The sequence below is a fragment of the Streptomyces sp. R11 genome (assembly GCF_041051905.1).
Lineage (GTDB): Bacteria > Actinomycetota > Actinomycetes > Streptomycetales > Streptomycetaceae > Streptomyces.
Genome location: NZ_CP163432.1, coordinates 2,699,587 through 2,722,473, shown reverse-complemented (window position 1 = coordinate 2,722,473; position 22,887 = coordinate 2,699,587). Strand labels below are relative to the sequence as shown.

Here is a 22,887-nt window from a genome sequence, read left to right as displayed (position 1 = left end):
GCGGACGTGGGGCTGCCGGTCGACGAGACCCGCATGACCTGTCGCTCACCTCGATGACTCAGGCTCCACAGGGACACACGGTCAGGGCGGGCGGTGCTGCTCGCGGTACGACGGGCTTCACCCACTGGTCGTGCGGCGGCGCTGTTCTCTACGTCGCTTTGCATGACAGTTCCCCTCGGGTGATGCGCCCCGGAGCATCCCTAAAACCCGCATTTGTGTCGCGTCCCGTACTGGGTATTCCGGCAGCGGCGTCGGCAACTCGACACCTTCATGCTGCATTCGCGCAAGGCCCATGACAAGACGACCTCCGGCCAACCGTTCGAGCGAAACGGCCTTGTGAGGAGCCCTTCGCCGCGACGAACCACCTGAACTCACCCGGTGTCCTCACACCGCCACATACGCCACCGGCTCACTCCCCGTCACCGCCTCGGCCCTCCCCAGCTTCACCAGTCGCCGCAGATGGGCCTCGGCCTCCGCGATCGCGATGTTCCGTGATCCGTAGGGGATTTGGTCCCACGGCCGGTTCCACTCCATGCGTTCGGCGAGTTCCCATGGGGTGAGGGGAGCGGCGAGGAGGGTCAGGAGGTCGGTGAGGCGGTCCTCGTGGTGGGTCAGCAACTGCCGTACGCGGGCGGGCGCGTCGGTGAACGTGTGCTGGTGGGCCGGGAGGACCTCGGCCGGGGTCAGTGCGGCGATGCGTTCCAGGGAGGCCAGGTAGTCGCCCAGCGGGTCGGTGACGGTCGTGTCGTCGGGGTCCTCGTACAGGCCGATGTGCGGGGTGATCTCGGGGAGCAGGTGGTCGCCGGAGAACAGGCGGCCGTGGCCGGGGAGTTGGGCCGGGTGGTCCTCCTCCAAGTGCAGGCAGACGTGGCCCGGTGTGTGGCCCGGGGTCCAGATCGCGCGCAGGCGGCGGCCGGGGAGGTCGAGGAGTTCGCCGGGGACGATCTCGCGGTCGGGGGCCGCGGGGGAGAAGCCGGGCAGGGTGCTCGGGCGGCGGGCCGTGCGCAGGGGGGCCACGTGCGCGTCAGGGGCGCCGGCGGCCGTGAGCTTGGCCGCCATGTAGGAGAACCAGCGCTCGGGTCGGGTGGTGCGGGTGCGCCGTACGATCGCCGCGTCCGCCGCGTGCATCGCGATCCAGGCGCCGGAGGCCTCGCGCACCTTGCCGGACAGGCCGTGGTGGTCGGGGTGGTGGTGGGTGATCACCACGCCGTGGATGTCGGCGGGCGCGGTGCCGCAGGCGGCCAGGCCCTCGGCGAGGGTGTCCCAGGAGGCCGGGTCGTCCCAGCCGGTGTCGATCAGCACCGGGCCGCGGTCGGTGTCGACGACGTACACGAGGGTGTGGCCGAGCGGGTTGTCAGGGATGGGGACCTGGATGGACCGGACGCCGCCGCCGTGGTCGTACACCTGCGCCATGGGCTCCCCAATCGCCGCGACACGTTTCCGGCCGACCCGGCCACTATAACTAGAACGCGTTTCTATGGGAGCCCGAGTCATCCATGTGCGGTCCGTGGACTCCTCGGAGTGGAACTGGTATCAGTGCAGGGATATCTGATGGATCGTCAGAGTCAGTGCCCGGATTCTTGCTCCAGGGAAGGCAGTCGCCATGACCGAGCTCGTGGAACACGGACAGCTGTTCATCGGCGGGGAGTTGACCGACCCCTTGGGCAAGGACGTCATCGAGGTGATCTCGCCGCACACGGAAGAGGTCATCGGACGCGTGCCGCACGCCTCGCCGGCCGACGTCGACCGGGCGGTCGCGGTGGCGCGCGAGGCGTTCGACGAGGGGCCCTGGCCGCGGATGAGCCTCGACGAGCGGATCGAGGTCGTCACGCGCATCAAGGACGCAATCGCCGTGCGGCACGAGGAGATCGCCCGCGTGATCTCCTCCGAGAACGGCTCCCCGTACTCCTGGAGCGTCCTCGCGCAGGCGCTCGGCGCGATGATGGTGTGGGACTCGGCGATCACGGTCGCGCGGAACTTCACGTACGAGGAGACACGCGACGGCGTGCTGGGGAGGATCCTCGTGCGGCGCGAGCCGGTCGGGGTCGTGGCCGCCGTCGTGCCCTGGAACGTCCCGCAGTTCGTCGCCGCCGCCAAGCTCGCGCCCGCGCTGCTGACCGGCTGCACGGTGATCCTCAAGCCGTCCCCGGAGACGCCGCTCGACGCCTACCTCCTCGCCGAGATCGCGAGGGACGCCGGCCTGCCGGAGGGCGTGTTGTCGATCCTCCCGGCGGACCGCGAGGTGAGTGAGTACCTGGTCGGGCACCCGGGGATCGACAAGGTCTCCTTCACCGGGTCGGTGGCGGCCGGCAAGCGTGTCATGGAGGTCGCCGCCCGCAATCTCACCCGCGTGACACTGGAGTTGGGCGGCAAGTCGGCTGCCGTGGTCCTGCCGGACGCGGACGTCGAGGCGACCCTCGCCGGTGTCGTCCCGGCGGCCTGGATGAACAACGGCCAGGCATGCGTGGCCCAGACCCGGATCCTTCTCCCGCGCTCCCGCTACGACGAGTTCGCCGAGGCCTTCGCCGCGGCGGCCGGCGCGCTGGTGGTCGGCGACCCGCTGGACCCGGCGACACAGGTGGGCCCGCTGGTGGCGCAGCGCCAGCAGCGCAGGAACCTCGACTTCATCCGCATCGGTCAGGAAGAGGGTGCCAAGATCCTGACCGGCGGCGGACGTCCGGCGGGGCTGGAGAAGGGCTGGTACGTCGAGCCGACCCTCTTCGGGGACGTCGACAACTCGATGCGCATCGCCCGCGAGGAGATCTTCGGTCCGGTGATCTGCCTCCTGCCCTACGGCGACGAGTCCGAGGCCGTGAAGATCGCGAACGACTCCGACTACGGCCTGAGCGGCAGCGTCTGGACGGCCGACACCGCGCACGGCATCGACATCGCCCGCCGGGTCCGTACCGGCACCTACTCGGTGAACACCTTCAGCCTGGACATGCTGGGCCCGTTCGGCGGCTACAAGAACTCCGGCCTGGGGCGGGAGTTCGGGCCCGAGGGGTACGGCGAGTATCTGGAGCACAAGATGATCCACCTGCCGGCCGGCTGGGAGGCGTAGGGATGGGCGACCGCTGGCACGTCGAGGTCGACCGGTCGGTGTGCATCGGCTCGGCCCAGTGCGTGCACCACGCCCCCGGCGGCTTCCACCTCGACACCGCCCGCCAGGCCCATCCGGCCGACCCGGAGTCCGACGCGAACGAGACGATTCTGGCGGCGGCGGAGAACTGCCCGGTGGAGGCCATCGTGATCACGCTGCTGGGGAGCGGGGAGCCGGTGTTCCCGCCGGAGGAGTAGTGGCAGAAAATCCCTTTTCAGGGGGTTCATTTCCGGGCGAATGTTCTATTCTGGAAACCGGCCTACGGGACGAGTGAGGGAGTCCGAACCGGAGTAGCCGACTCTGGCGAGAAGCAGACGGTTTCCGCTGGGGCCGACATCGACGGTCCGGGCTGAGAGGCCGGAAGGCAGCAGTCGGGCCGGAAGGCGACCCCCAGCACCTGATCCGGACAATACCGGCGAAGGGAACCCGTCTCGTAGGTCCTTCACGCGCCCGTGGGCGCCGTCAGGTCGATGAGCCGGCACACCGTCTCGATGTCGATCTTCACCTGGGCGATCGAGGCGCGGCCCGACAGCCAGGTGATCAGTGCCGAGTGCCAGGTGTGCTCGATGACGCGGACCGCGGAGAGCTGCTCGGGCGTCGGGTTCTCCAGGCCCATCGCGTCCAGGATGATCACCGTGGTCTGCCGGGAGACCTGGTCGACCTCGGGGGAGACGCTGCGGTCGGCGAAGGTCAGGGCCCGCACCATGGCGTCGGCCAGATGCGGCTCGCGCTGAAGGGCGCGGAAGGCGCGCATCAGGGTCTCCGCGACCCGCTCGGCCGCCGTCTCCCCCTGCGGCGGCTTCTTCCGCAGCGTGCCGTGCATGTGCTCCAACTGGTCCTGCATCGTGGCGACCAGCAGATGCACCTTGGACGGGAAGTAGCGGTACAGCGTGCCGAGCGCCACCTGCGAGGACTCCGCGACCTCGCGCATCTGCACCGCGTCGAAACCGCCCCGGCTGGCGAGCTGCGCACTGGCGTGCAGGATGCGCCGACGGCGGGCCTCCTGCCGCTCGGTGAGGGGCGGTGAGGCGGGGCTCGCGCTACTGACTTCCGCAGGCATGGATCCCGTTCCGTGACAGTCGGTGAGGGTGAGTGACCGGACAGAGCATGCCAGCGCGTGGGCCGTGGCGTGAATCACCTGATCCATCGCTCACAGCGGCGCTACCTGCCGGTAGATTCAGAGCCTCTTGAACGATCAAGTCTGAAACTTGTTCTAGATTAGCGTCCCGGCGTAATCTCGCGGGACAGTGCAGGGAGAAGGGGGCCCAGAGTGACCGCTGAGGCCAGGGAGGCCGGGTCCCCGACGGACCCTGCCGCCGACGGCGAGCGACCGCTCGACATCGCGCTTCTCACCTATAAAGGGAACCCGTTCTGCGGCGGCCAGGGCGTCTATGTCCGGCACCTCTCCCGCGAGCTCGCCCGCCTCGGGCACCGCGTCGAGGTCATCGGCTCCCAGCCCTACCCCGTCCTCGACGAGGGTGCGGAGTACGCCGGCCGCCTGAGCCTCACCGAGCTCCCCAGCCTCGACCTCTACCGCCAGCCCGACCCCTTCCGCACGCCGAAGCGTGACGAGTACCGCGACTGGGTCGACGCGCTGGAAGTGGCGACCATGTGGACCGGCGGCTTCCCCGAGCCGCTGACGTTCTCGCTCCGCGCCCGCCGCCATCTGCGGGCCCGGCGCGGCGAGTTCGACGTGGTGCACGACAACCAGACGCTGGGGTACGGCCTGTTGGGTGACGTCGGCGCGCCCCTCGTCACCACCATCCACCACCCCATCACCGTGGACCGGCAGCTGGAGCTGGACGCGGCGGAGGGCTGGAAGCGACGGATGTCCGTACGGCGCTGGTACGCCTTCACGCGCATGCAGAAGCGGGTCGCGCGCCGCCTGCCGTCGGTGCTGACCGTGTCGGGTACGTCCCGCGCGGAGATCGTCGACCATCTCGGCGTGCGGCAGGACCGTATCCACGTGGTGCACATCGGCGCGGACACGGACCTGTTCTCGCCGGATCCTTCGGTACGGCAGATCCCGGGCCGCATCGTGACGACGTCCAGCGCCGATGTCCCGCTGAAGGGCCTGGTCTTCCTCGTCGAGGCCCTCGCCAAGGTCCGCACCGAGCACCCCGACGCCCACCTGGTCGTGGTCGGCAAGCGGCCCGAGGAGGGCCCGGTCGCGCAGGCGATGGAGCGCTACGGCCTCGAAGGCGCCGTCGAGTTCGTCAAGGGCATTTCCGACGCGGAGCTCGTCGACCTGGTCCGCTCGGCACAGGTGGCGTGCGTGCCGTCGCTCTACGAGGGCTTCTCCCTGCCGGCCGCCGAGGCCATGGCCACGGGGACGCCGCTCGTCGCCACGACCGGCGGGGCGATTCCCGAGGTCGCCGGCCGCGACGGCGAGACGTGTCTGGCGGTGCCGCCGGGCGACCCGGGCGCCCTGGCCGCCGGCCTGAGCCGCCTGCTCGGCGACCCCGAACTCCGTGACCGCCTGGGCACGGCCGGACGCGACCGAGTCCTACGCAACTTCACCTGGGCCAAGGCCGCAGAGGGGACGGTGTCCCGCTACCGCGAGGCCATAGCCCGCTCGGGGGGCGACGCGCTCCGCGCTGCAGGCCTGAACACCGGACGCTCCTCGACCATCAACAACAGCCGCTCCGCGACCCCGGTCACCACCCGCTCCGCGGCGGCACGGCATGCCGAGCCGGCAGGGACCGCCGAGGCAGGGAAGGCGCCCGCAACCGCGCAGGTCGACGATGCCATCCGTGTGACGGGGGTCGCCGCGGCAGGCGACGCTGAGCCGGGAACCGAAGCCGTCGGCGTGGCCGAGGCCGTCAGTGCGGGTGACGCCGTGCGTGCCTCCGAGACCGCCAGGGTCGGCGGAGCCGTGCGGGGGTCCGAGGCCCCCAGGGTCGGTGACGCCACTCCCGCGCCCGAACCCGCCTCCGCGGGCACCCCCACCCGCGCGTCCGACGGCGTCGGCGTGGCTGAGGCCGTCAGGGTTGGTGACGCGGTGGGTGTCTCCGAGGCCGCCAGGGTCGGCGGAGCCGTGCGGGGGTCCGAGGCCCCCAGGGTCGGTGACGCCACTCCCGCGCCCGAACCCGCCTCCGCGGGCACCCCCACCCGCGTGACCGAAGCCGCTCAGGCCGGCCCGGCCGCGCGCGTTTCCGAGGCCGCCCAGTGACCGTCGTGCGCGCGCTCGCCCACCCCGGGCACCCCCACTCCACCCCTTCCAGCTGCTTCCCTCACTCCCACCCCCACCCTTCCGATCGCGAAAGCAGGGCCACGTGCTGACCGTCGACTTCTCCCGGTTCCCGCTCGCCCCGGGGGACCGTGTTCTGGATCTCGGCTGTGGGGCCGGCCGGCACGCGTTCGAGTGTTATCGGCGCGGTGCCCAGGTCGTGGCGCTGGACCAGAACGCTGAGGAAATCCGCGAGGTCGCGAAGTGGTTCGCGGCGATGGAGGAGGCGGGGGAGGCCCCCGAGGGTGCCACCGCCACGGCGATGGAGGGTGACGCGCTCGCGCTGCCGTTCCCCGACGAGTCCTTCGACGTCGTGATCATCTCCGAGGTCATGGAGCACATCCCGGACGACAAGGGCGTACTCGCCGAGATGGTGCGGGTGTTGAAGCCCGGCGGGCGCATCGCCATCACCGTGCCCCGATACGGGCCCGAGAAGGTCTGCTGGACGCTCTCCGACGCGTACCACGAGGTCGAGGGCGGCCACATCCGCATCTACAAGGCGGACGAGCTGCTCGCGAAGATCCGCGAGGCCGGCCTGAAGCCGTACGGCACGCATCACGCGCACGCGCTGCACTCGCCGTACTGGTGGCTGAAGTGCGCGTTCGGCGTCGACAACGACAAGGCGCTGCCGGTGCGGGCGTACCACAAGCTGCTGGTCTGGGACATCATGAAGAAACCGCTGGCCACCCGGGTCGCCGAACAGGCACTGAACCCGCTGATCGGCAAGAGCTTCGTGGCGTACGCGACCAAGCCCCACCTCCCCCGGGTGGACGCCAAGTGACGACCCCCCGGACAGAACACCTCGTCCTGCCCGGGGTCCTCACCGCCGAGCAGGCCGCCGCGACCGTCGCGGGGATCCTCGCCGTACAGCGGGAGGACGGGGCGATCCCGTGGTTCCGCGGGCATCACCTCGACCCGTGGGACCACGTCGAGGCGGCCATGGCGCTGGACACGGCCGGTGAACACGCCGCCGCCGAGCGGGCGTACACCTGGCTGGCCACCCACCAGAACGAGGACGGCTCCTGGTACGCCGCCTACCGGGACGGGGCCCACGACGACGTCACCGACCCCGGGCGCGAGACCAACTTCGTCGCCTACATAGCCGTAGGCGTCTGGCACCACTACCTCTCCACCGGCGACGACACGTTCCTGGACCGGCTGTGGCCGTCCGTGTACGCGGCCATCGAGTTCGTCCTGAAGCTCCAGCAGCCGGGCGGGCAGATCGGCTGGCGGCGCGACGACGACGGCACGGCGACGGCGGACGCGCTGCTGACCGGTTCGTCGTCGATCCATCACGCGCTGCGGTGCGCGCTCGCGATCGCCGAGCAGCGCGAAGAGCCGCAGCCGGACTGGGAGTTGGCGGCGGGTGCGCTACGGCACGCGATCCGCCGGCACCCCGAGCGGTTCCTCGACAAGAACCGGTACTCGATGGACTGGTACTACCCGGTGCTGGGCGGGGCGTTGACGGGCGCCGAGGCCAAGTCCCGTATGGAGGAAGGCTGGGACCGCTTCGTCGTGCCCGGCCTCGGAGTGCGGTGCGTCGTGCCCAACCCGTGGGTGACGGGCGGCGAGTCGGCCGAACTCGCCCTGGCCCTGTGGGCGATGGGCGAGTCCGACCGTGCGCTGGACATCCTCCAGTCGATCCAGCACCTGCGGGACCCGGAGAGCGGCCTGTACTGGACGGGCTACGTCTTCGAGGATGCCGCCATCTGGCCGCTCGAACTCACGACGTGGACGGCGGGGTCGCTGTTGCTGGCCGTCGCCGCACTGGGTGGGCACGAGGCGACCTGCGCGGTGTTCGGTGGGGACCGTCTGCCGGCAGGGCTGGACCCGGACTGCTGCGGCTGACGTCGGGGTCAGTGGCGGTGGACCCGGTTGGCGATGGCGTGACCCACGAACAGGTACACGACCGCGGCCAGACCGTACCCCGCCACGACCCTCGCCCACTCCTCGTCGAAGGTGAACAGGTCGTGGGACCAACCCGCCAGCCAGCGGGCCGCGTCATGGACGAACTGGACGAAGTCGTTCGCCCGGTTGGCGTCCAGCAGGTACATCAGAATCCACATGCCCAGGATGAGGGCCATGACGTCAGCGACGATTGCTATGGCCGTGCCGGCCTGGTTGGAACCGTTGCGATATCTAGGGGACATGCCCTGCGGGTAGCCCGGGATACGTGACTGAAACCCTTGACCAAAACTCGCGGTGGAGCACCCCGACCGGAACCCGAACGGGTCCTCACATTCAACCGGCGTTTCCCACGAGGTCGTTCAGCCGTCATTTCGATCACCGACGATCCTGCCCCAGCCACGGGGGGAGACGCAGGTGCCCGCGAACAGACCCGCTTCGGACGAGCCCCGCTTAGCCGTCACCAGACCCCCGCGCGTCCGTCCGCGCCGCAGCGTGCTGGCGCTCGCGCTGCCCGTCCCGATCGTCGGCCTGATCCTCCTCATGGCCACCGGGAACCTGCTGTTACCGCTGCGGCAGGTCGTCACCATCGAGGCGAAGATGGCCTCCAAGCGGGACTTCTTCCAGGACCCCGAGGTCGAGCGGCTGTTGATGAAGCACGGATTCCGCGTGCACATCACGAGCATGGGCTCCCGCGAGATCGCCAATCAGGACTTCGAGGGATACGACGTCGTCTTCCCCTCCGGCCAGCCCGCGGCCGACCGGATCAGCCGCGAGCGCGCCGGGGTGAACCGCCCGGTGCTGCTGTACCGCCCGTTCGTCAGCCCCATCGTGCTCGCCACGTACCGGAGTTACGCCGAGGCACTCGTCGACGCGGACGTCGCCGAGGCACAGCCGAACCCGGGCGGCCGGCCGATGTACTACACACTCGAAATGACCCCCTTCGTGAAACTCACCGAGGAGGGCAAGCGCTGGAGCGACATCGACATCGACCGGAAGGGCGTCCAGAACTCCAACAAGATCCTCGCCCAGACCTCCGACATCTGTGAGTCCAACTCCGCCGGCACCTACCTCGGCCTCGTCGCCTTCGTCGACAACGACAACGACGCCCCGGACGACGAGAAGGAGGCCGCCCGCGTCGCCCAGGAGATCAAGCCGCTCCTCGTCGAACAGGGCCTGCCGTCCTCCGAGCGGGCGGAAACGTATCTGTCCCCCGACGGGCAGAGCATCGCCCCGATCTCCGTGATCTACGAGCACCAGTTCCTCGCCCACCAGATCCGCCACCGGGCCGACAAGGGCGCCCCGGACGACGAACGCGTCCTGCTCTACCCCTCCACGCGCTTCGTCACCGAACCCCAGCTCGTCGCCCTGACCGGCGACGGTGCCCGGCTCGGCGAACTCGTCAGCGAGGACCCCGAACTCCAGCACCGCGCCATGGAGCTGGGCTTCCGCGCCCGCAACGGCAACAGCGGCGGCACGACCGGCGACGAACTCACCGAGTTCCTCACCCGGCGGCACATCCCCGTGCCCACCACCTCGTCCAACGACACCCGGGCGGTGCTGCCCCCGCTGCCCCTCCTGGAACAGATGATCAAGACGGTCGGCGACTGCCCGGACCGGAAGGGCGACGTCCAGTGAGGCGCGGTGCAGGCCCGTTGGCGCTCTGCCTGACCCTCATGGCCGCCGTGCTCACCGCCTGCTCGGGCGGCGACGCCGACGAGCCCGTCCGGCTGCGCGTACTCGCCGGCCCCGATCTGGCCGTACTCACCCCGCTCCTCGGCGAGTTGAAGCAGGAGACCGGCGTCGACCTCCGGCTGGACCTGCGACGCGACGCCGAGACGAAAGCGCCGGACCGCGACCGCTACGACCTCGCCTGGCTGTCCTCCGACCGCTATCTGCGCCTCACCGCGAGGAGCGCGGTCCAGGGGCTGCAGCGCACGGCGACCATGGCATCCCCGGTGGTCGTCGGACTGAAGCCCGACGTGGCTCGCAAACTCCGCGCGGAGGTGCCCGGCGGCCGGCTCACCTGGGCGGACATCGCGGACGCCGCCGCCACGGGCACCGTCCGCTTCGGGATGGCGGACCCCCGGCAGTCCGCCAGCGGGCTCGCCGCCCTGGTCGGCGTCGCCACGGCCGCGGCCGGCACCGGCGGGGCACTGCGCCCCGGCGACGTCTCCTGCGACCGGCTGCGGGGCTTCCGCTCCGGACAGACCCTCACCGCGGACACCTCGCCGGCCCTGGTGGACACCTACGCCGACCACCAGGACGAGGCGAACGCCCTCATCACGTACGAGTCCGACCTGCTCGCCCTCAACGCCGCCGACCGCCTCGACGACCGCCTGGAGGTCGTCCGCCCCGAGGACGGCATGGTCCTCGCGGACTTCCCCCTGCTCCTCCTCGACGCCTCGCACCGCGCCGCCTACGCGAAGGTCACCGAGTGGCTCCAGCGCGACTCGGTCCAGCGGGAGATCATGCGGCGCACCCTGCGCCGCCCCGTCAGCACCACGGTCACCCGCGACCCACAGCTGCGCGAGCCGGTCGGCAACGCGCTCTACTTCCCCGACCAACTCGCCGTCATCGAAACCCTGTTGAAGGACTACGGCGACCCCAGCCGGCGCACCGCCAGTCAGGTCGTCTTCCTGCTCGACTTCTCCGGCTCGATGCGCGGCGACCGGATGGCCGCGCTCCGTAAGGCCTTCGCCGACCTGAGCGGCGCCGACTCCACGGCCTCCGGCAAATTCACGCGCTTCTACCGGGGCGAGCGGCTGACGGTGGTCCGCTTCGGCGGCCGCGTCCTGGAGGAGAGGACGGTCACCGTCACCGGCCCGAAGGACCTGCGGACACTGGCCGACAGCGTCGCCCGCGGCGGTTACGGCGACTCCACGGCCGTATGGTCCGCCCTCGACCACGGCTACCGCACCGCCGCCCGCGAGCTGGCGGACGACCCCGACCGTGCCGTATCGCTCGTCCTCATGACGGACGGCGAGAACAACGCCGGCATCGCCTACACGGACTTCGTACGCCGTCACAAAGCACTCCCGGCCCCCGTCCGCACCGGCGTCCACACCTACCCCGTCCACTTCGGCGACGCCGACGCGGCGGAACTGCGGCGCGCGGCGGCGCAGACGGGCGGGCGAATGGTGGAAGCCGCCTCCTCCTCCCCCTCCTCCCCCTCCTCCCCTTCCTCCCTTTCCGAGGCGTTCAAGGAGATCCGTGGCTGTCACTGACGCACTGTGGTGGAGCATGTGGTGGCCGTGGATGGCGGTCTGGCTGGCGACGGCCTTCGGCGCCGTGGCGCTCGTGGCGGTCCTGGTACGCCAGTCCCGCGAGCGGCGCCGCCGGATGCGCCGGTGGCAGTCCGCGTACAGCATCTGCCTGTACCTGGACGAGCAGTCCGTCATGGACCTCTACGAGATCGGCAACTACCGGTCCGCGCTGGAGGAGGCCGTGGAACTGCGGACGAAGGTCGACACGAGCGTCGGCCTCTGGACGCGCTTCCTGGCCTGGCTGTTCCGCGCCAAGCGGGACGTCAGCCAGGAGACGTTCCGCAAGTTCGTCCGCAAGGACAAGCCCATCAACGTGATCGGCATGCTCATCGACGCCTTCGAACGCGCCGACGTCATCGTCCACGCCGACCTGCCCACGATGACCGTGGTCCCCAACCGCGTACTCGCCGACCGCCTCGGCGACGATCGCGAAGTCTCCCTGAGCCGCATCGGGGAGTTCGTCTCGGTGCGAGCGGAGTTCACGCGCGTCCCGGACGTGCCGGACGGCTTCGTCCTGCGCGCCGAGTACGGCGACGACCAACCCCCCGTCTACATGCGCGTCGTGGCCTCCGGCAACGCCCGGCGCTCCATCCCCGCCGGCACGTTCACGGCCCGCTGCCTCGGCAAGATGACAGGCTGGCGCGAGGACACCCGGGAGGCGACGCTGGAGGCGCTGGCGGTCTTCTGGTGAGCCGTCCCTGCGTCCGGGTCAGGAGTTGAGCTCGGCGAGCACCCGCAGCGTGTGCGGGTCGGGCGACAGGACGAGCAGATCGGTCACCGGGCCCTTGCGCCACAACTCCAGCCGCTCGGCGATGCGTTCAGGGGGCCCGACGAGGGAGATCTCGTCGGCGAACGCGTCGGGCACGGCGAGTACGGCCTCGCGCCGACGCCCGCCGAGGAACAGCTCCTGGATCCGTCGGGCCTCCTCCTCGTACCCCATCCGCGCCATGAGGTCGGCGTGGAAGTTGCGAACCGCGTGGCCCATACCGCCGATGTAGAAGCCGAGCATGGCCTTCACGGGGAGGAGGCCTTCGGAGACGTCGTCGCAGACCTGGACGCGGGCCATGGGGGCGACGAGGAAGCACTCGGGAAGATCGGTGACCGCCTCCCCGTACACGTCCGGTCTGCTCGGCGACCAGTACAACGGCAGCCAGCCGTCGGCGATGCGAACGGTCTGGGCGACGTTCTTCGGCCCCTCGGCGCCGAGGAGCACGGGAAGGTCCGGGCGCAGGGGATGAGTGATCGGCTTCAGCGCCTTGCCGATGCCGGTGGCGTCCGGACCGCGGTAGGGGTGGGAATGGAAACGCCCGTCGAGCTCGACGGGTGCCGCACGCCGGAGAACCTGCCGTACGACGTCCACATACTCCCGCGTCGCGGTCAACGGCGACTTCGGGAACGGCCGCCCGTACCACCCCTCCACCACCTGCGGCCCCGACAGCCCGAGCCCCAGCATCATGCGGCCGCCGGAGAGGTGGTCGAGGGTGAGCGCGTGCATCGCGGTGGTCGTGGGGGAGCGAGCGGCCATCTGCGCAACGGCCGTACCGAGCTTGATCCTTGAGGTCTGTGCGGCGATCCAGGTCAGCGGCGTGAAGGCGTCGGAGCCCCACGACTCCGCGGTCCACACGGAGTCGTAGCCGAGCCGCTCCGCCTCCTGGGCGAGGGGTACGTGGTCCGCGGAGGGGCCGCGGCCCCAGTATCCGAGTGCGAGCCCGAGCCGCATGTCCGCCTCCTGACGGTACGTCAGATGTGCTTGGAGGCTTGCGACTGTACGACGACGGCCCCTCACCGGGAAGGGTGAGGGGCCGTCGTACGGCTTATAGGGCTCAGCCGCGCTGGATACCCGACGTGTCCTGGAGCACGCCACGGCGGCCGTCCTGCGTCTGCGCGACCAGGGCGGCGCCGCGCTGCTCGACGGCCAGGTACCAGGTGCCCGGCGCGAGTTCGGCGATCGGGGCGGGCGAGCCGTCCTCCGCGAACAGGGGGCGCGGCACGGGCACGGCGAACCAGAACGGGGAGAAGTCCCCGGCAGGCGCCGGCGCGGGAGCCTGCGGCTGCCCACCCCCGAAGGGCTGCCCGGCCTGCGGCTGCCCACCGTACGGCTGCTGCGGCTGCTGGGCACCCGGGTAGCCGTAACCGCCCTGCGGCTGGCCGCCGTAGGGCTGGGGCGCGGCGGGGCGGGGGGCCGGGAGCAGGGCGGCCTGGAGGGCGGGGACGAGGGGGGTGGCGATGGCGCCGGCGGCGAGGGCCAGGGCGGCGAGGAAGCCGAGGATGAGGCCGGCGCCGGCGTTCTCGGCGTCGATCAGGTTCCACAGCATGATCCATGCCGTCGCGATGGCCAGGACGGTGCCGGCCGGTCCCAACTCAAGGCCCGCGACCTTACGAGGAGCAGGAAGCAGGCGCGCGATCACGACGAGCGCACCACCGATCACGCCACCCATGTACACACCGAGACCGAGCCCGAGGCTGTCCCATGCGTTCGGGGTCTCGTACGAATCGCAGATGTTTCCCGGGGCGTCACAGCCGGACAGACCGAGGAACGACGCGATGAACAGCAATACCGCTGCTCCGATCACCACGCCGTCGCCTCGAGTGAGGGAGCGGATATTCACTTCAGGTCCTTCGTCAGTCGTCTCAACATCGGCATCGTTGGAGGCGTCGCTGTCACCATGTCGCCGTCAGGCCCCTGAGTGAAGCGCGGGGGTGGCCCCTCATCGTAGGAATGACCTTATCGTCCGACCGACGAGGGTGTCCGCCGGGATCAACCCGTGGACCATTACCCGCGCAGGAAACTCACGATTCCCTCAGAGATCCCTTGCGCCGCCTTCTGCCGCCACGCGTCGCTGGTGAGCAACGCCGCGTCCTTGGTATCGCGCATGTTGCCGCACTCGATGAACACCTTGGGAACCGTTGACAGATTGAGACCGCCGAGGTCCCTACGCGTGACGAGGCCGGTGCCGTCGCCGATGTAGTTGGAGGGGGCGTTGCCCGTGACGCGGACGAAGGAGCCGGCGATGCGCTCGCCGAGGGCGCGGGAGGGGGCGACGATCGGGCCCGTGTCGGCGGCGCCCGCGTCGACCTTGCCGGGGAGGATGACGTGGAAGCCGCGCTGGCCGGCGCCGGCGCCGTCCGCGTGGATGGAGACGACGGCGTCGGCGTCCGCCTTGTTGCCGATCTCGGCGCGCTCGTCGACGCAGGGACCCCACGACCGGTCGCCGTCCTGCGTGAACTTGACCGTGGCGCCCTGCTTCTGGAGCAGCGTGCGCATCCGGTGGGCGACGTCCAGGGTGAACTTGGCTTCGGTGTAGCCGTCGTTGGTGGACGTACCCGTGGTGTCGCACTCCTTCCAGTTCGTGCCGATGTTCACCTTGCGATTGATTTCGGCGGTGTGCTGGAAGTTGTTCGGGTTGTGGCCCGGGTCGATGACGACGACCTTGCCCTGGAGGGGGCCGGAGGCGGACGTGGAGTCCGCGGTGGGGGTCGGGCCCGGCGGCTTGTCGTCGTTCGTGGAGGAGACCGTCGGCGCCGAGTCCGACGCGGGCGGCGACGGCCGTACGGCGGCGGTGCCGGAGCCGTCTCCGTTGCCGGGGCCGCCCACGGCCTCGTACATCACCCAGCCGAGCAGTGCTCCCGGCACCAGCGCGGCGACCGCGACGGTCAGGGTTCGGCGGCGGTTGCGGCGGGGCTGGGGAGGATCGAAGTCCGGACCTACGTACGACACGCCTGACACCATACGGGCCGAACATGGCCTTCGCCGGGAGGCACGGTCGAGCGGAGTCAGGGATCAGACGCCCGCGCCCGTCCGCCTCAGCACCCGCAGTGACTCCGTCACCGACACCTCCGTGAACGCCCCGGACTCCAGTGCCCGTAGATACACCCGGTACGGCGCCTGCCCGGTGAACTCGTCCTCCGGGTCCGGGAACACGTCGTGGATGACGAGCAGGCCGCCCTCGGCGACATGCGGGGCCCAGCCCTCGTAGTCGGCGGTGGCGTGCTCGTCGGTGTGGCCGCCGTCGATGAAGACGAGGCCGAGCGGGGAGTTCCAGATCTTCGCGACCTGCGGGGAGCGGCCGACGAGGGCGATCACGTGCTCCTCCAGGCCGGCCCGGTGCAGGGTCCGGCGGAACGTCGGCAGCGTGTCCATCAGGCCGATCTCGGGGTCGACCGTCTGCGGGTCGTGGTACTCCCAGCCCGGTTGCTGCTCCTCGCTGCCGCGGTGGTGGTCGACCGTGAGGGCGGTCACGCCGGCCTCACGGGCGGCGTCGGCGAGCAGGATGGTGGAGCGGCCGCAGTAGGTGCCGACCTCCAGGAGGGGGAGGCCGAGACGGCCGGCCTCCACGGCAGCCGCGTACAGGGCCAGGCCCTCGCCCGTGGGCATGAAGCCCTTCGAGGCCTCGAACGCGGCCAGGATCTCGGGCTTGGGGGCTGGGGGCATCGCGGGGCCTTCCGGTCGTAGGTGCGGCGAGGCGCCCCATGCTGCCGTACCCCCTGGTCGGCGGGCGACAGGGGGTACGGCGGGGCGGATCAGGGCGCGTCGGAGATGTCGAGCCTGTTCACCTTGATCCGGCTGGTGTCGTACTCCCAGACGACGAAGAATTTGCCCGGGGCGTACTGATCGGCCATCGCGTATGTGTCCCAGCCCTCCCCTGTGGTGCCGGGAGAGTCGACCTGGGGCTCCGTGCCGTTGGCGAAGAACTTGGGGGCGCTCCAGCTTCCGTCGCGGCGTTTGGTCTTGTAGTAGAGGACGTCGCGGTAGGCGGGGTCCGGTGGGTCCGCGCTCCGAACGGGGTGGTTGTAGATGTACAGGTACTGCCCGTTGCTGTCCTTGGTGAAGTAGGCCTTGGACGTGTCCGCGCTCGGCAGGCTGGTGTCCGGTACGAAGGGCGACCAGGTGGCGCCGCCGTTTTGGCTCGTGGCCGTCATGGCGTGGTCGTCCTTGCTGCGGGCGACCATGACCATTTCGTTCGCGGGAACGCCGCTCTGGGAGGCGGCGATCTGGTTTTCGCCGGCCTTGACGGTGTCGGCGTTTCCGTTGGCCACCGAGCCGGCCTTCGTCCAGGTCTTCATGTCCTTGGAGGTCAGCACTCCGTTCTCCCGCTGGCTCGCCCAGTACGGGATGACGTGCCTGACGTCGTCCAGGTCGGTGGGGTTCGTCCACTTCAGCGGGTGTCCGGCGAAGACCATGTTGGGGATGGCCGGGAAGGTGGCGGCGTACGTCTGCCAGGAGTGGCCCTCGTCGGTGCTGCGCTTGACGACGGTGTCGCTGATCGGCAGGCCGTTGTGGTTGATCCCGTCGTCCGCGCTGTCGTTCCCGTCGTCATTGTCCGTGTCCGCGATCGGGGTGCGCCCGAGGAACGCGAACAACTCGCTGCCCGTCTTGTAAAGGATGACGTAGTGCCAGGCGAACGCGCTGGTCTCCTGGGCCAGCATCTGGGGGCGGCTCCAGTTGGCGCCGCCGTCGGTGGTGTACGAGTACCGGATGTACCCCATGTCGACGTTGCCGGGCCGGAGGCCCTCCCGCCAGGCGACGACCGCATTGTTCGCGCTGGTGCTGACGATGTCGGGGGTGCGCGTGCCGTCGCCCCCGGTGACGACGTTGGCGTAGACCGTCGACTCGGACGACGTGCCCTCGGCGGCGGCCGACCCCGGCAGCAGCAGGCCGGACAGGACGGTGAGGACGAGTGCGGTCAGGAGTACGGGCCATGCCCGTCTGCGCGTCACCACATCCACTGCTGACTCCCGCTTGTCGAGCAGGTCCACTGGATGGCCTCCGTTCCCGGGGTCTGACTGGAGCTTGGGATCGCGAGACACAGCCCGCTGTTCTTGTTCTGGAATCGGTCCAGGCTGATGCGGACCCAGACCTGCTCGTCGCCGCCGCCGCACGGCCACTGGATGACCTTGGCGCCGTTCTGCGTACTCGCGCCCGCGAGTGCCAGGCACTTGCCGTTCGCCTTGTTGACGACCCGGAAGCCCCCGGACACCGATTGGAGCGCCCAGTAGTTGCTGTCGCTGTTGCTGCACGACCACTGGATCATCGCGATGCCGTTGTCGTAGCTGGAGCCGGGGTTGGCCAGGCACTGGCCGGTGCCGAAGTTGTAGAGACGGGCGTAGGTGGAGGTGTCCTCGGACCACACCCAGCGCTGGTCCAGGTTCGTCGAGCAGGTCCACTGGATGATCGCGGCGCCGTTGGCGGTGCTGGAGTTGGGGACCGCCAGGCACTTGTCGCTGTTCAGGTTCCGCAGCCGGTTCCAGCTGTCGTGGACCCAGACCTGCTCGTTGCCGGTGCTGTCGCAGGGCCACTGGATGGCCTGTGTGCCGTCGGCCAGGCTGGAGTTGGGCATGGCGAGACACTTGCCGCTGAAGCGGTTGCGGACGAGGTAGCGGTCGCCATTTCCGCCCGCCACCCTGGTGAACATCCAGTCCTGGTCAAAGCTCTCGCTACAGGTCCACTGGACCAGGCCCGTGCCGTCGGCCGTACTGGAGTTGGGGACGGCCAGGCATCTTCCCGCGTTGAGGTTGCGGAGGTTCCGCCAGTCGTCCTCCGCCTTCGCCGGGGTGGACGAGGTGAGTGTGTACACCAGCGTGGCGGCGATCGAGCACAACACCGTGGCCACGACGGCCAGAACGCGCGTTGGTTTTTTCATAGACATGACATCGAGCCATCTCTCCGTTTCCGTTGCCGCATGGCTGCGCTGGACGGATTTCCGCACATGCGACGGATCTTGGGGTTTGTTGTGTGCATGCGGGCACCGAGTGACAAGCCGATGCGGACGGGGTGACATGGCGGGGAATGGTTGGCCAAGGGTGCGCAGCGTGGCGGCAAACTTTCCCTCGGGTCATCGACGGCTCCCGGGTGCGCGAAGACGCCGCACCCCCCGCCGGGTGGCGGCAAGGGGGTACGGCGTCAGCGAGAAGCGAGAAGCGAGTGGCGAGGCGGGCTACGCCGAGACCGTCTCCTCCGGCAGCGACAGGTCCAGGTCCACCGGGGTGTCGTCGCCCGCGTGGGTCGCCGAGGAGGCGAGCGGGGCGTGGCCGTCGGCTCGGGCGGCCAGGACGTAGGGGCCCTGGGCGGGGACGGTGAGGGTGTAGCTGCCGTCGTCCGCGGAGAGGGTCGCGCCGGCCTGGCGGCCGCGGCGGTCGATCAGGGTGACCTTGGCGCGGGCGACCGGCGTGCCGGTGGCGTCCAGGACCCGGCCGCGGAAGCCGCGCAGGGCCTCCTCGGCGCGTTCCAGGTTGGCGTCCTCCTCGCTGCTGGCGCGCAGCTGCGGGTGGGCGGCGGCCGGACGCTGCTTCGGGAGGAGGAGGGCCAGCAGGAGGCCGACGGCGACGGCGGCGGTCGCGATCAGGAAGGAGACGCGGAAGCCGTGCATGGTCGGGATCTCGATGCCGCCGACGTTGTTCGCGGTGTTGGCCAGCACCATGCCGATGACGGCGCTGGAGACCGACGTACCGATGGAACGCATCAGCGTGTTGAGGCCGTTCGCCGCTCCCGTCTCCGAGGCCGGGACCGCGCCGATGATCAGGGCGGGGAGGGAGGAGTAGGCGAGGCCGATGCCCGCGCCGAGGATCACCGCGATGACGAGGCTCTGCCAGGGGGCGCTCATCAGGCCGAGGCCGGCGCCGTAGCCGATGGCGATGATCAGCATGCCGAGGATCAGGGTGGTCTTGGGGCCGTACTTCGCCGAGAGGCGGGCGTAGACCGGCGCCGTGAACATCATCGTCAGGCCCAGCGGGGCCACCAGCAGACCCGCGACGACCATGGACTGGCCGAGGCCGTAGCCGGTCTCCTTCGGCAGCTGGAGCAGCTGGGGGAGGACCAGGGAGACGACGTAGAAGCTCACGCCGACCATGATCGACGCGAGGTTGGTGAAGAGGACGGCCGGGCGGGCCGTGGTGCGCAGGTCGACCAGGGGAGCCTTCGTGCGCAGCTCGTAGACACCCCAGAGCAGGAGGACGGCGGCAGACGCGCCGAACATGCCGAGCGTGGTGGCGGACGTCCAGCCCCAGTCGCTGCCCTTGGTGATGGGGAGGAGGAAGAGGACGAGCCCCACGGACAGGCCGAGGGCGCCGAGATGGTCGAAGGAGCCTTCGGCGCGGAGCTTGGACTCGGGTACGACGATGAGGGTGAGGGCGATGGCGAGGACGCCGAGGCCGGCGGCGCCGTAGAAGAGGGCGTGCCAGTTCGCGTGCTGGGCGACCAGGGCCGCGGCGGGCAGCGCGAGACCGCCGCCGACGCCGATCGAGGAGCTCATCAGGGCCATGGCCGAGCCGAGCTTCTCGCGGGGCAGCATGTCGCGCATCAGGCCGATGCCGAGCGGGATCGCGCCCATCGCGAAGCCTTGCAGAGTGCGTCCGACGATCATGGGGAGGAGGGTGCTGGTGAACGCGCTGATCAGCGCGCCGATCACCATCACGGACAGGCTGGCTATGAGCATGCGCCGCTTGCCGTAGAGGTCACCCAGGCGGCCCATGATCGGGGTGGCGACGGCGCCCGAGAGGAGAGTCGAGGTCAGGACCCAGGTGGCGTTGCTGGGCTCGGTGCTCAGCAGCTGCGGCAGGTCCTTGATGACGGGGACGAGCAGGGTCTGCATTACCGCGACAACGATGCCCGCGAAGGCGAGGACCGGGACGAGGGGGCCGGTCGCTCCGCCGGTGGGCTTTTCGGTCGTCGTTTGTGTCATGTGTACCTCGAACTCCGTGTGCCTGGGCAACTATTCCGATGCTTTGGGTCACTAACGAAATCTTGACCTTCTCTTGGGGAACGGGAGTGGTGGCTGGTCGGCCCGGCGAAGGGCCTAGGTCGGTCCGGGCGTTGGCCTAGGGCGAATTCCCGATGCCAGGAGCGTCCGTCGTTGAGAGCATGACAGGCATGCTCGAAGCCGCCGACGTCACCCGTGCCCCCCGCCGCACCGCGCCGCCCACCTGGCTGGTGGTGGCGCTCGCCTGTGCGGGGCAGTTCCTGGTCGTGCTCGACGTGTCCGTCGTGAACGTGGCACTGCCCTCGATGCGGGCCGACCTGGGGATGAGCGCCCAGGGACTGCAGTGGGTCGTGAACGCCTACGCCATCGCCTTCGCGGGGTTCATGCTGCTCGGCGGACGGGCCGGGGACCTGTACGGCCGTAAGCGGATGTTCCTCGTCGGGCTCGGGGTGTTCACCCTCGCCTCGCTGGCCGGCGGGCTGGCCCAGCAGGAGTGGCAGCTGCTGGCCGCGCGGGCCGTGCAGGGGCTGGGCGCGGCGGTGCTGGCACCCTCGACGCTGACGATCCTCACGGCGGCGGTCCCGGAGGGGGCGGCCCGGGCGCGGGCCATAGGCACGTGGACGGCCGTCGGAGCGGGCGGCGGTGCGGCGGGCGGGCTCGTCGGCGGGCTGCTGGTGGAAGCACTGTCGTGGCGCTGGGTCCTGCTGATCAACGTGCCGGTGGGCGCGGTCGTGCTGGCCGGTTCCGTGCTGTGGCTCGCGGAGAGCCGGGCCGGGGACCGGCGGCGGCCGGATCTGCCGGGGGCGGTGCTGGTGACGGCGGGGCTGGCGACGCTGGCGTACGGCATCTCGCAGACGGAGGCCTCCGGCTGGACGGCGGCGGCGACGGTCCTGCCCCTGCTCGCCGGGCTCGCCCTGATCGGCGTCTTCCTCGTCGTGGAGTCACGTACGGCGGCGCCGCTGATGCCGCTCGGGCTGCTGCGGGCGCGGGCCGTGTCGTCGGCGAACGTGGCGATGTTCCTGTGCGGGTCGGCGATGTTCTGCATGTGGTACTTCATGACGCTGTACGCGCAGAACGTGCTCGGCTACACCCCGCTGGAAGCCGGCCTGGCGCTGGTGCCGAGCTCGCTGGCCGTGATCCTCGGCTCCAAGCTGGCGCCGCTGCTCATGCGGTGGTTCGGCCCGCGCACCGTCGCGGCCGGCGGCACGCTCGTGGCGGTCGGCGGCTTCGGCTGGCAGTCGACGCTGAGCGTGGAGGGCGCGTACCTGACCTCGATCATGGTGCCGGGCATTCTGATGATGCTGGGCGCGGGCCTGGCGGCGACACCCCTCGCGGCCCTGGCCACGTCCGGCGCGGAGCCGGGGGAGGCCGGCCTGGTCTCGGGTCTCGTCAACACCTCCCGAACGATGGGCGGTTCACTGGGGCTCGCGGTCCTGTCGACCCTGGCGGCGGCCCGCTCGGGCGGCAGCGATACGCCGGCGGCGCTGACGGAGGGGTATGCGCTGGCCTTCCGGACGGGGGCGGCGGTGCTGGCCGGGGGAGTGGTGCTGATGGTGGTCTGGCTGCCGCGGAGGGGCGGCGTGCAGTCCTGAACAGCCCTACAACCACCCCTGTTGCCGAGCCTCCCGCAGCGCCTCCATCCGGTTGCGCGTACCCGTCTTGCCGATCGCGGAGGACAGGTAGTTGCGGACCGTCGACTCGGAGAGGTGGAGCCGGGTCGCGATGTCGGCGACCGTCGCGCCGTCCGTCGAGGCGTTCAGGACGTCGCGTTCGCGGGCGGTGAGGGGGTTGGGGCCGGCGCTCAGGGCGGCCGCGGCGAGGGCGGGGTCGATCACCGTCTCGCCGGTCAGTACGCGGCGGACGGCGGCCGCCAGTTCCTCCACGGGGCCGTCCTTGACCAGGAAGCCGGCGGCGCCCGCCTCCATGGCCCGGCGCAGATAGCCGGGGCGGCCGAAGGTCGTCAGGATCAGCACCCGGCAGTCGGGGACCTGGTCGCGCAGCTCGGCCGCGGCGTCCAGCCCGCTGCGGCCCGGGAGTTCGATGTCGAGGAGGGCCACGTCGGGGCGGTGGGTGAGGGCGGCGTCCACGATCACGTCCCCGGTCCCCACCTGCGCCACGACCTCGATGTCCGGCTCCATCCCGAGCAGTAAAGCGAGTGCCCCGCGCATCATGCCCTGGTCCTCCGCGAGCAGCACCCGGATGGACTTGGCGGGCCGGTGATCCCGCGGCATCTCGTTCACGGGGCAAGAGTAGGGCGCACGGGGCTCGGCGGACCGTCCCCGGTCGGCACGAAAAGCGGCTGCCCCCGGTAGGAACGGGGGCGTGCCCCGGTGGTGATCTCGCTCCGCGTGCTGTCCGCGGACTCGGGGACGGCATCCTGATCGGCGATGCGGCGATGCGGCGATGCGGCGATGCGGCGATGCGGCGATGCGGCGATGCGGCGATGCGGGGATGCGGGGATGCGGCGATGCGGCGATGCGGGGGTGCGGGCGGGGGTGCGGCAATGCGGCGGCGACCGCACGGCGTCCTCCTCCTGCGGTGCCGGTCCGACTCCACGCGGTCGTGCTCCTGCCTGCCGAGCCGAGCCGCGGCGTGCCCGGCACCACCGACACAGACAGGGCCGGCAGCCGGTCCCGCCGAGGCGGCGGAGTCGCAGCCCGGTACCGTCCCGCGCCTCCCGGGGTGGTCAGC

The 22,887-nt window shown here is 70.6% G+C and carries 20 protein-coding genes and 1 riboswitch; of the genes, 9 read left to right on the top strand and 11 right to left on the bottom strand.

What is annotated here, in order from left to right; translation table 11 throughout:
* Positions 1-384: 384 nt before the first annotated feature.
* The gene (locus tag AB5J55_RS12385; protein WP_369270722.1) at positions 385-1,413 is read right to left on the bottom strand and encodes an MBL fold metallo-hydrolase; all 1,029 of its coding nucleotides are present in this window, start codon (positions 1,411-1,413) and stop codon (positions 385-387) included.
* 190 nt (positions 1,414-1,603) lie between these two features.
* Between AB5J55_RS12385 and AB5J55_RS12380 the strand changes: the two genes are divergently transcribed.
* Both AB5J55_RS12380 and AB5J55_RS12375 read left to right on the top strand, forming a co-directional pair.
* A complete protein-coding gene (locus AB5J55_RS12380) occupies positions 1,604-3,061 on the top strand; it encodes an aldehyde dehydrogenase (RefSeq protein ID WP_369270721.1) in 1,458 nt (485 codons plus the stop codon).
* A gap of 2 nt (positions 3,062-3,063) precedes the next feature.
* Positions 3,064-3,297 carry a ferredoxin gene (locus AB5J55_RS12375; RefSeq protein WP_369270720.1) on the top strand — a complete coding sequence of 78 codons (234 nt, stop codon included), beginning with the start codon at positions 3,064-3,066 and terminating at the stop codon, positions 3,295-3,297.
* A 65-nt stretch (positions 3,298-3,362) separates the two neighbouring features.
* Positions 3,363-3,541: riboswitch (TPP riboswitch) on the top strand.
* Position 3,542: 1 nt separating this feature from the next.
* On the opposite strand, the gene AB5J55_RS12370 is transcribed toward AB5J55_RS12375, so the two are convergent.
* A complete protein-coding gene (locus tag AB5J55_RS12370) occupies positions 3,543-4,160 on the bottom strand; it encodes a TetR family transcriptional regulator (RefSeq protein ID WP_369270719.1) in 618 nt (205 codons plus the stop codon).
* Positions 4,161-4,370: 210 nt separating this feature from the next.
* Between AB5J55_RS12370 and AB5J55_RS12365 the strand changes: the two genes are divergently transcribed.
* From AB5J55_RS12365 to AB5J55_RS12355, 3 genes are all read left to right on the top strand, one after another.
* Complete coding sequence (locus AB5J55_RS12365; protein WP_369270718.1) at positions 4,371-6,272, top strand: glycosyltransferase; 1,902 nt, start codon at positions 4,371-4,373, stop codon at positions 6,270-6,272.
* Positions 6,273-6,375: 103 nt separating this feature from the next.
* Positions 6,376-7,110 (top strand): class I SAM-dependent methyltransferase, encoded by a 735-nt coding sequence (locus AB5J55_RS12360; protein WP_369270717.1) that lies wholly within the window; start codon positions 6,376-6,378, stop codon positions 7,108-7,110.
* Complete coding sequence (locus AB5J55_RS12355) at positions 7,107-8,177, top strand: prenyltransferase/squalene oxidase repeat-containing protein (protein WP_369270716.1); 1,071 nt, start codon at positions 7,107-7,109, stop codon at positions 8,175-8,177. Before AB5J55_RS12360 ends, AB5J55_RS12355 begins: the two co-directional genes overlap by 4 nt.
* An 8-nt stretch (positions 8,178-8,185) precedes the next feature.
* Here AB5J55_RS12355 and AB5J55_RS12350 read toward each other — a convergent pair whose 3' ends face one another.
* Positions 8,186-8,479: a hypothetical protein gene (locus AB5J55_RS12350; protein ID WP_328428111.1), complete on the bottom strand. Its 294-nt coding sequence runs from the start codon at positions 8,477-8,479 to the stop codon at positions 8,186-8,188.
* A 172-nt stretch (positions 8,480-8,651) separates the two neighbouring features.
* On the opposite strand from AB5J55_RS12350, the gene AB5J55_RS12345 reads away from it, so the two are divergent.
* Genes AB5J55_RS12345 through AB5J55_RS12335 form a run of 3 tightly spaced genes read left to right on the top strand, consistent with a single transcriptional unit; the run spans position 8,652 to position 12,191 of the window.
* On the top strand, positions 8,652-9,872 hold the full coding sequence (locus AB5J55_RS12345) for a hypothetical protein (protein ID WP_369270715.1): 1,221 nt from the start codon (positions 8,652-8,654) through the stop codon (positions 9,870-9,872).
* 38 nt (positions 9,873-9,910) lie between these two features.
* Positions 9,911-11,461 (top strand): VWA domain-containing protein, encoded by a 1,551-nt coding sequence (locus tag AB5J55_RS12340; protein WP_369270714.1) that lies wholly within the window; start codon positions 9,911-9,913, stop codon positions 11,459-11,461.
* Entirely contained in the window at positions 11,448-12,191 is a 744-nt protein-coding gene (locus AB5J55_RS12335) for a hypothetical protein (RefSeq protein WP_369270713.1), read from the top strand. Before AB5J55_RS12340 ends, AB5J55_RS12335 begins: the two co-directional genes overlap by 14 nt.
* Positions 12,192-12,209: 18 nt before the next feature.
* Here the strand turns inward: AB5J55_RS12335 and AB5J55_RS12330 are convergent, their stop codons facing one another.
* The 7 genes from AB5J55_RS12330 to AB5J55_RS12300 all read right to left on the bottom strand — a co-directional run bounded on the left by AB5J55_RS12330 (position 12,210) and on the right by AB5J55_RS12300 (position 20,178).
* Positions 12,210-13,220 carry an LLM class F420-dependent oxidoreductase gene (locus AB5J55_RS12330; protein ID WP_369270712.1) on the bottom strand — a complete coding sequence of 337 codons (1,011 nt, stop codon included), beginning with the start codon at positions 13,218-13,220 and terminating at the stop codon, positions 12,210-12,212.
* Positions 13,221-13,323: 103 nt separating this feature from the next.
* The gene (locus tag AB5J55_RS12325; protein WP_369270711.1) at positions 13,324-14,109 is read right to left on the bottom strand and encodes a hypothetical protein; all 786 of its coding nucleotides are present in this window, start codon (positions 14,107-14,109) and stop codon (positions 13,324-13,326) included.
* Positions 14,110-14,273: 164 nt separating this feature from the next.
* Complete coding sequence (locus AB5J55_RS12320) at positions 14,274-15,218, bottom strand: N-acetylmuramoyl-L-alanine amidase (RefSeq protein WP_369270710.1); 945 nt, start codon at positions 15,216-15,218, stop codon at positions 14,274-14,276.
* A gap of 63 nt (positions 15,219-15,281) precedes the next feature.
* Positions 15,282-15,932: a class I SAM-dependent methyltransferase gene (locus AB5J55_RS12315; RefSeq protein WP_369270709.1), complete on the bottom strand. Its 651-nt coding sequence runs from the start codon at positions 15,930-15,932 to the stop codon at positions 15,282-15,284.
* A gap of 89 nt (positions 15,933-16,021) precedes the next feature.
* Entirely contained in the window at positions 16,022-17,257 is a 1,236-nt protein-coding gene (locus AB5J55_RS12310) for an exo-alpha-sialidase (protein WP_369270708.1), read from the bottom strand.
* Positions 17,215-18,141: an RICIN domain-containing protein gene (locus tag AB5J55_RS12305; RefSeq protein ID WP_369270707.1), complete on the bottom strand. Its 927-nt coding sequence runs from the start codon at positions 18,139-18,141 to the stop codon at positions 17,215-17,217. Before AB5J55_RS12305 ends, AB5J55_RS12310 begins: the two co-directional genes overlap by 43 nt.
* A gap of 294 nt (positions 18,142-18,435) precedes the next feature.
* The gene (locus AB5J55_RS12300) at positions 18,436-20,178 is read right to left on the bottom strand and encodes an MFS transporter (protein WP_369270706.1); all 1,743 of its coding nucleotides are present in this window, start codon (positions 20,176-20,178) and stop codon (positions 18,436-18,438) included.
* A gap of 188 nt (positions 20,179-20,366) precedes the next feature.
* Between AB5J55_RS12300 and AB5J55_RS12295 the strand changes: the two genes are divergently transcribed.
* A complete protein-coding gene (locus tag AB5J55_RS12295; protein WP_369270705.1) occupies positions 20,367-21,788 on the top strand; it encodes an MFS transporter in 1,422 nt (473 codons plus the stop codon).
* A gap of 6 nt (positions 21,789-21,794) precedes the next feature.
* On the opposite strand, the gene AB5J55_RS12290 is transcribed toward AB5J55_RS12295, so the two are convergent.
* Positions 21,795-22,427, bottom strand: a complete 633-nt coding sequence (locus AB5J55_RS12290; protein ID WP_369276166.1) for a response regulator — start codon at positions 22,425-22,427, stop codon at positions 21,795-21,797.
* Between the last annotated feature and the right edge of the window lie 460 nt (positions 22,428-22,887).

Coding starts and splice junctions, on each gene's coding strand:
- AB5J55_RS12385 (WP_369270722.1), bottom strand. CDS start 1,413: ATGGCGCAGGTGTACGACCACGGCGGCGGCGTCCGGTCCATCCAGGTC.
- AB5J55_RS12380 (WP_369270721.1), top strand. CDS start 1,604: ATGACCGAGCTCGTGGAACACGGACAGCTGTTCATCGGCGGGGAGTTG.
- AB5J55_RS12375 (WP_369270720.1), top strand. CDS start 3,064: ATGGGCGACCGCTGGCACGTCGAGGTCGACCGGTCGGTGTGCATCGGC.
- AB5J55_RS12370 (WP_369270719.1), bottom strand. CDS start 4,160: ATGCCTGCGGAAGTCAGTAGCGCGAGCCCCGCCTCACCGCCCCTCACC.
- AB5J55_RS12350 (WP_328428111.1), bottom strand. CDS start 8,479: ATGTCCCCTAGATATCGCAACGGTTCCAACCAGGCCGGCACGGCCATA.
- AB5J55_RS12340 (WP_369270714.1), top strand. CDS start 9,911: ATGGCCGCCGTGCTCACCGCCTGCTCGGGCGGCGACGCCGACGAGCCC.
- AB5J55_RS12330 (WP_369270712.1), bottom strand. CDS start 13,220: ATGCGGCTCGGGCTCGCACTCGGATACTGGGGCCGCGGCCCCTCCGCG.
- AB5J55_RS12315 (WP_369270709.1), bottom strand. CDS start 15,932: ATGCCCCCAGCCCCCAAGCCCGAGATCCTGGCCGCGTTCGAGGCCTCG.
- AB5J55_RS12305 (WP_369270707.1), bottom strand. CDS start 18,141: ATGAAAAAACCAACGCGCGTTCTGGCCGTCGTGGCCACGGTGTTGTGC.
- AB5J55_RS12300 (WP_369270706.1), bottom strand. CDS start 20,178: ATGACACAAACGACGACCGAAAAGCCCACCGGCGGAGCGACCGGCCCC.
- AB5J55_RS12295 (WP_369270705.1), top strand. CDS start 20,367: ATGCTCGAAGCCGCCGACGTCACCCGTGCCCCCCGCCGCACCGCGCCG.
- AB5J55_RS12290 (WP_369276166.1), bottom strand. CDS start 22,427: ATGCCGCGGGATCACCGGCCCGCCAAGTCCATCCGGGTGCTGCTCGCG.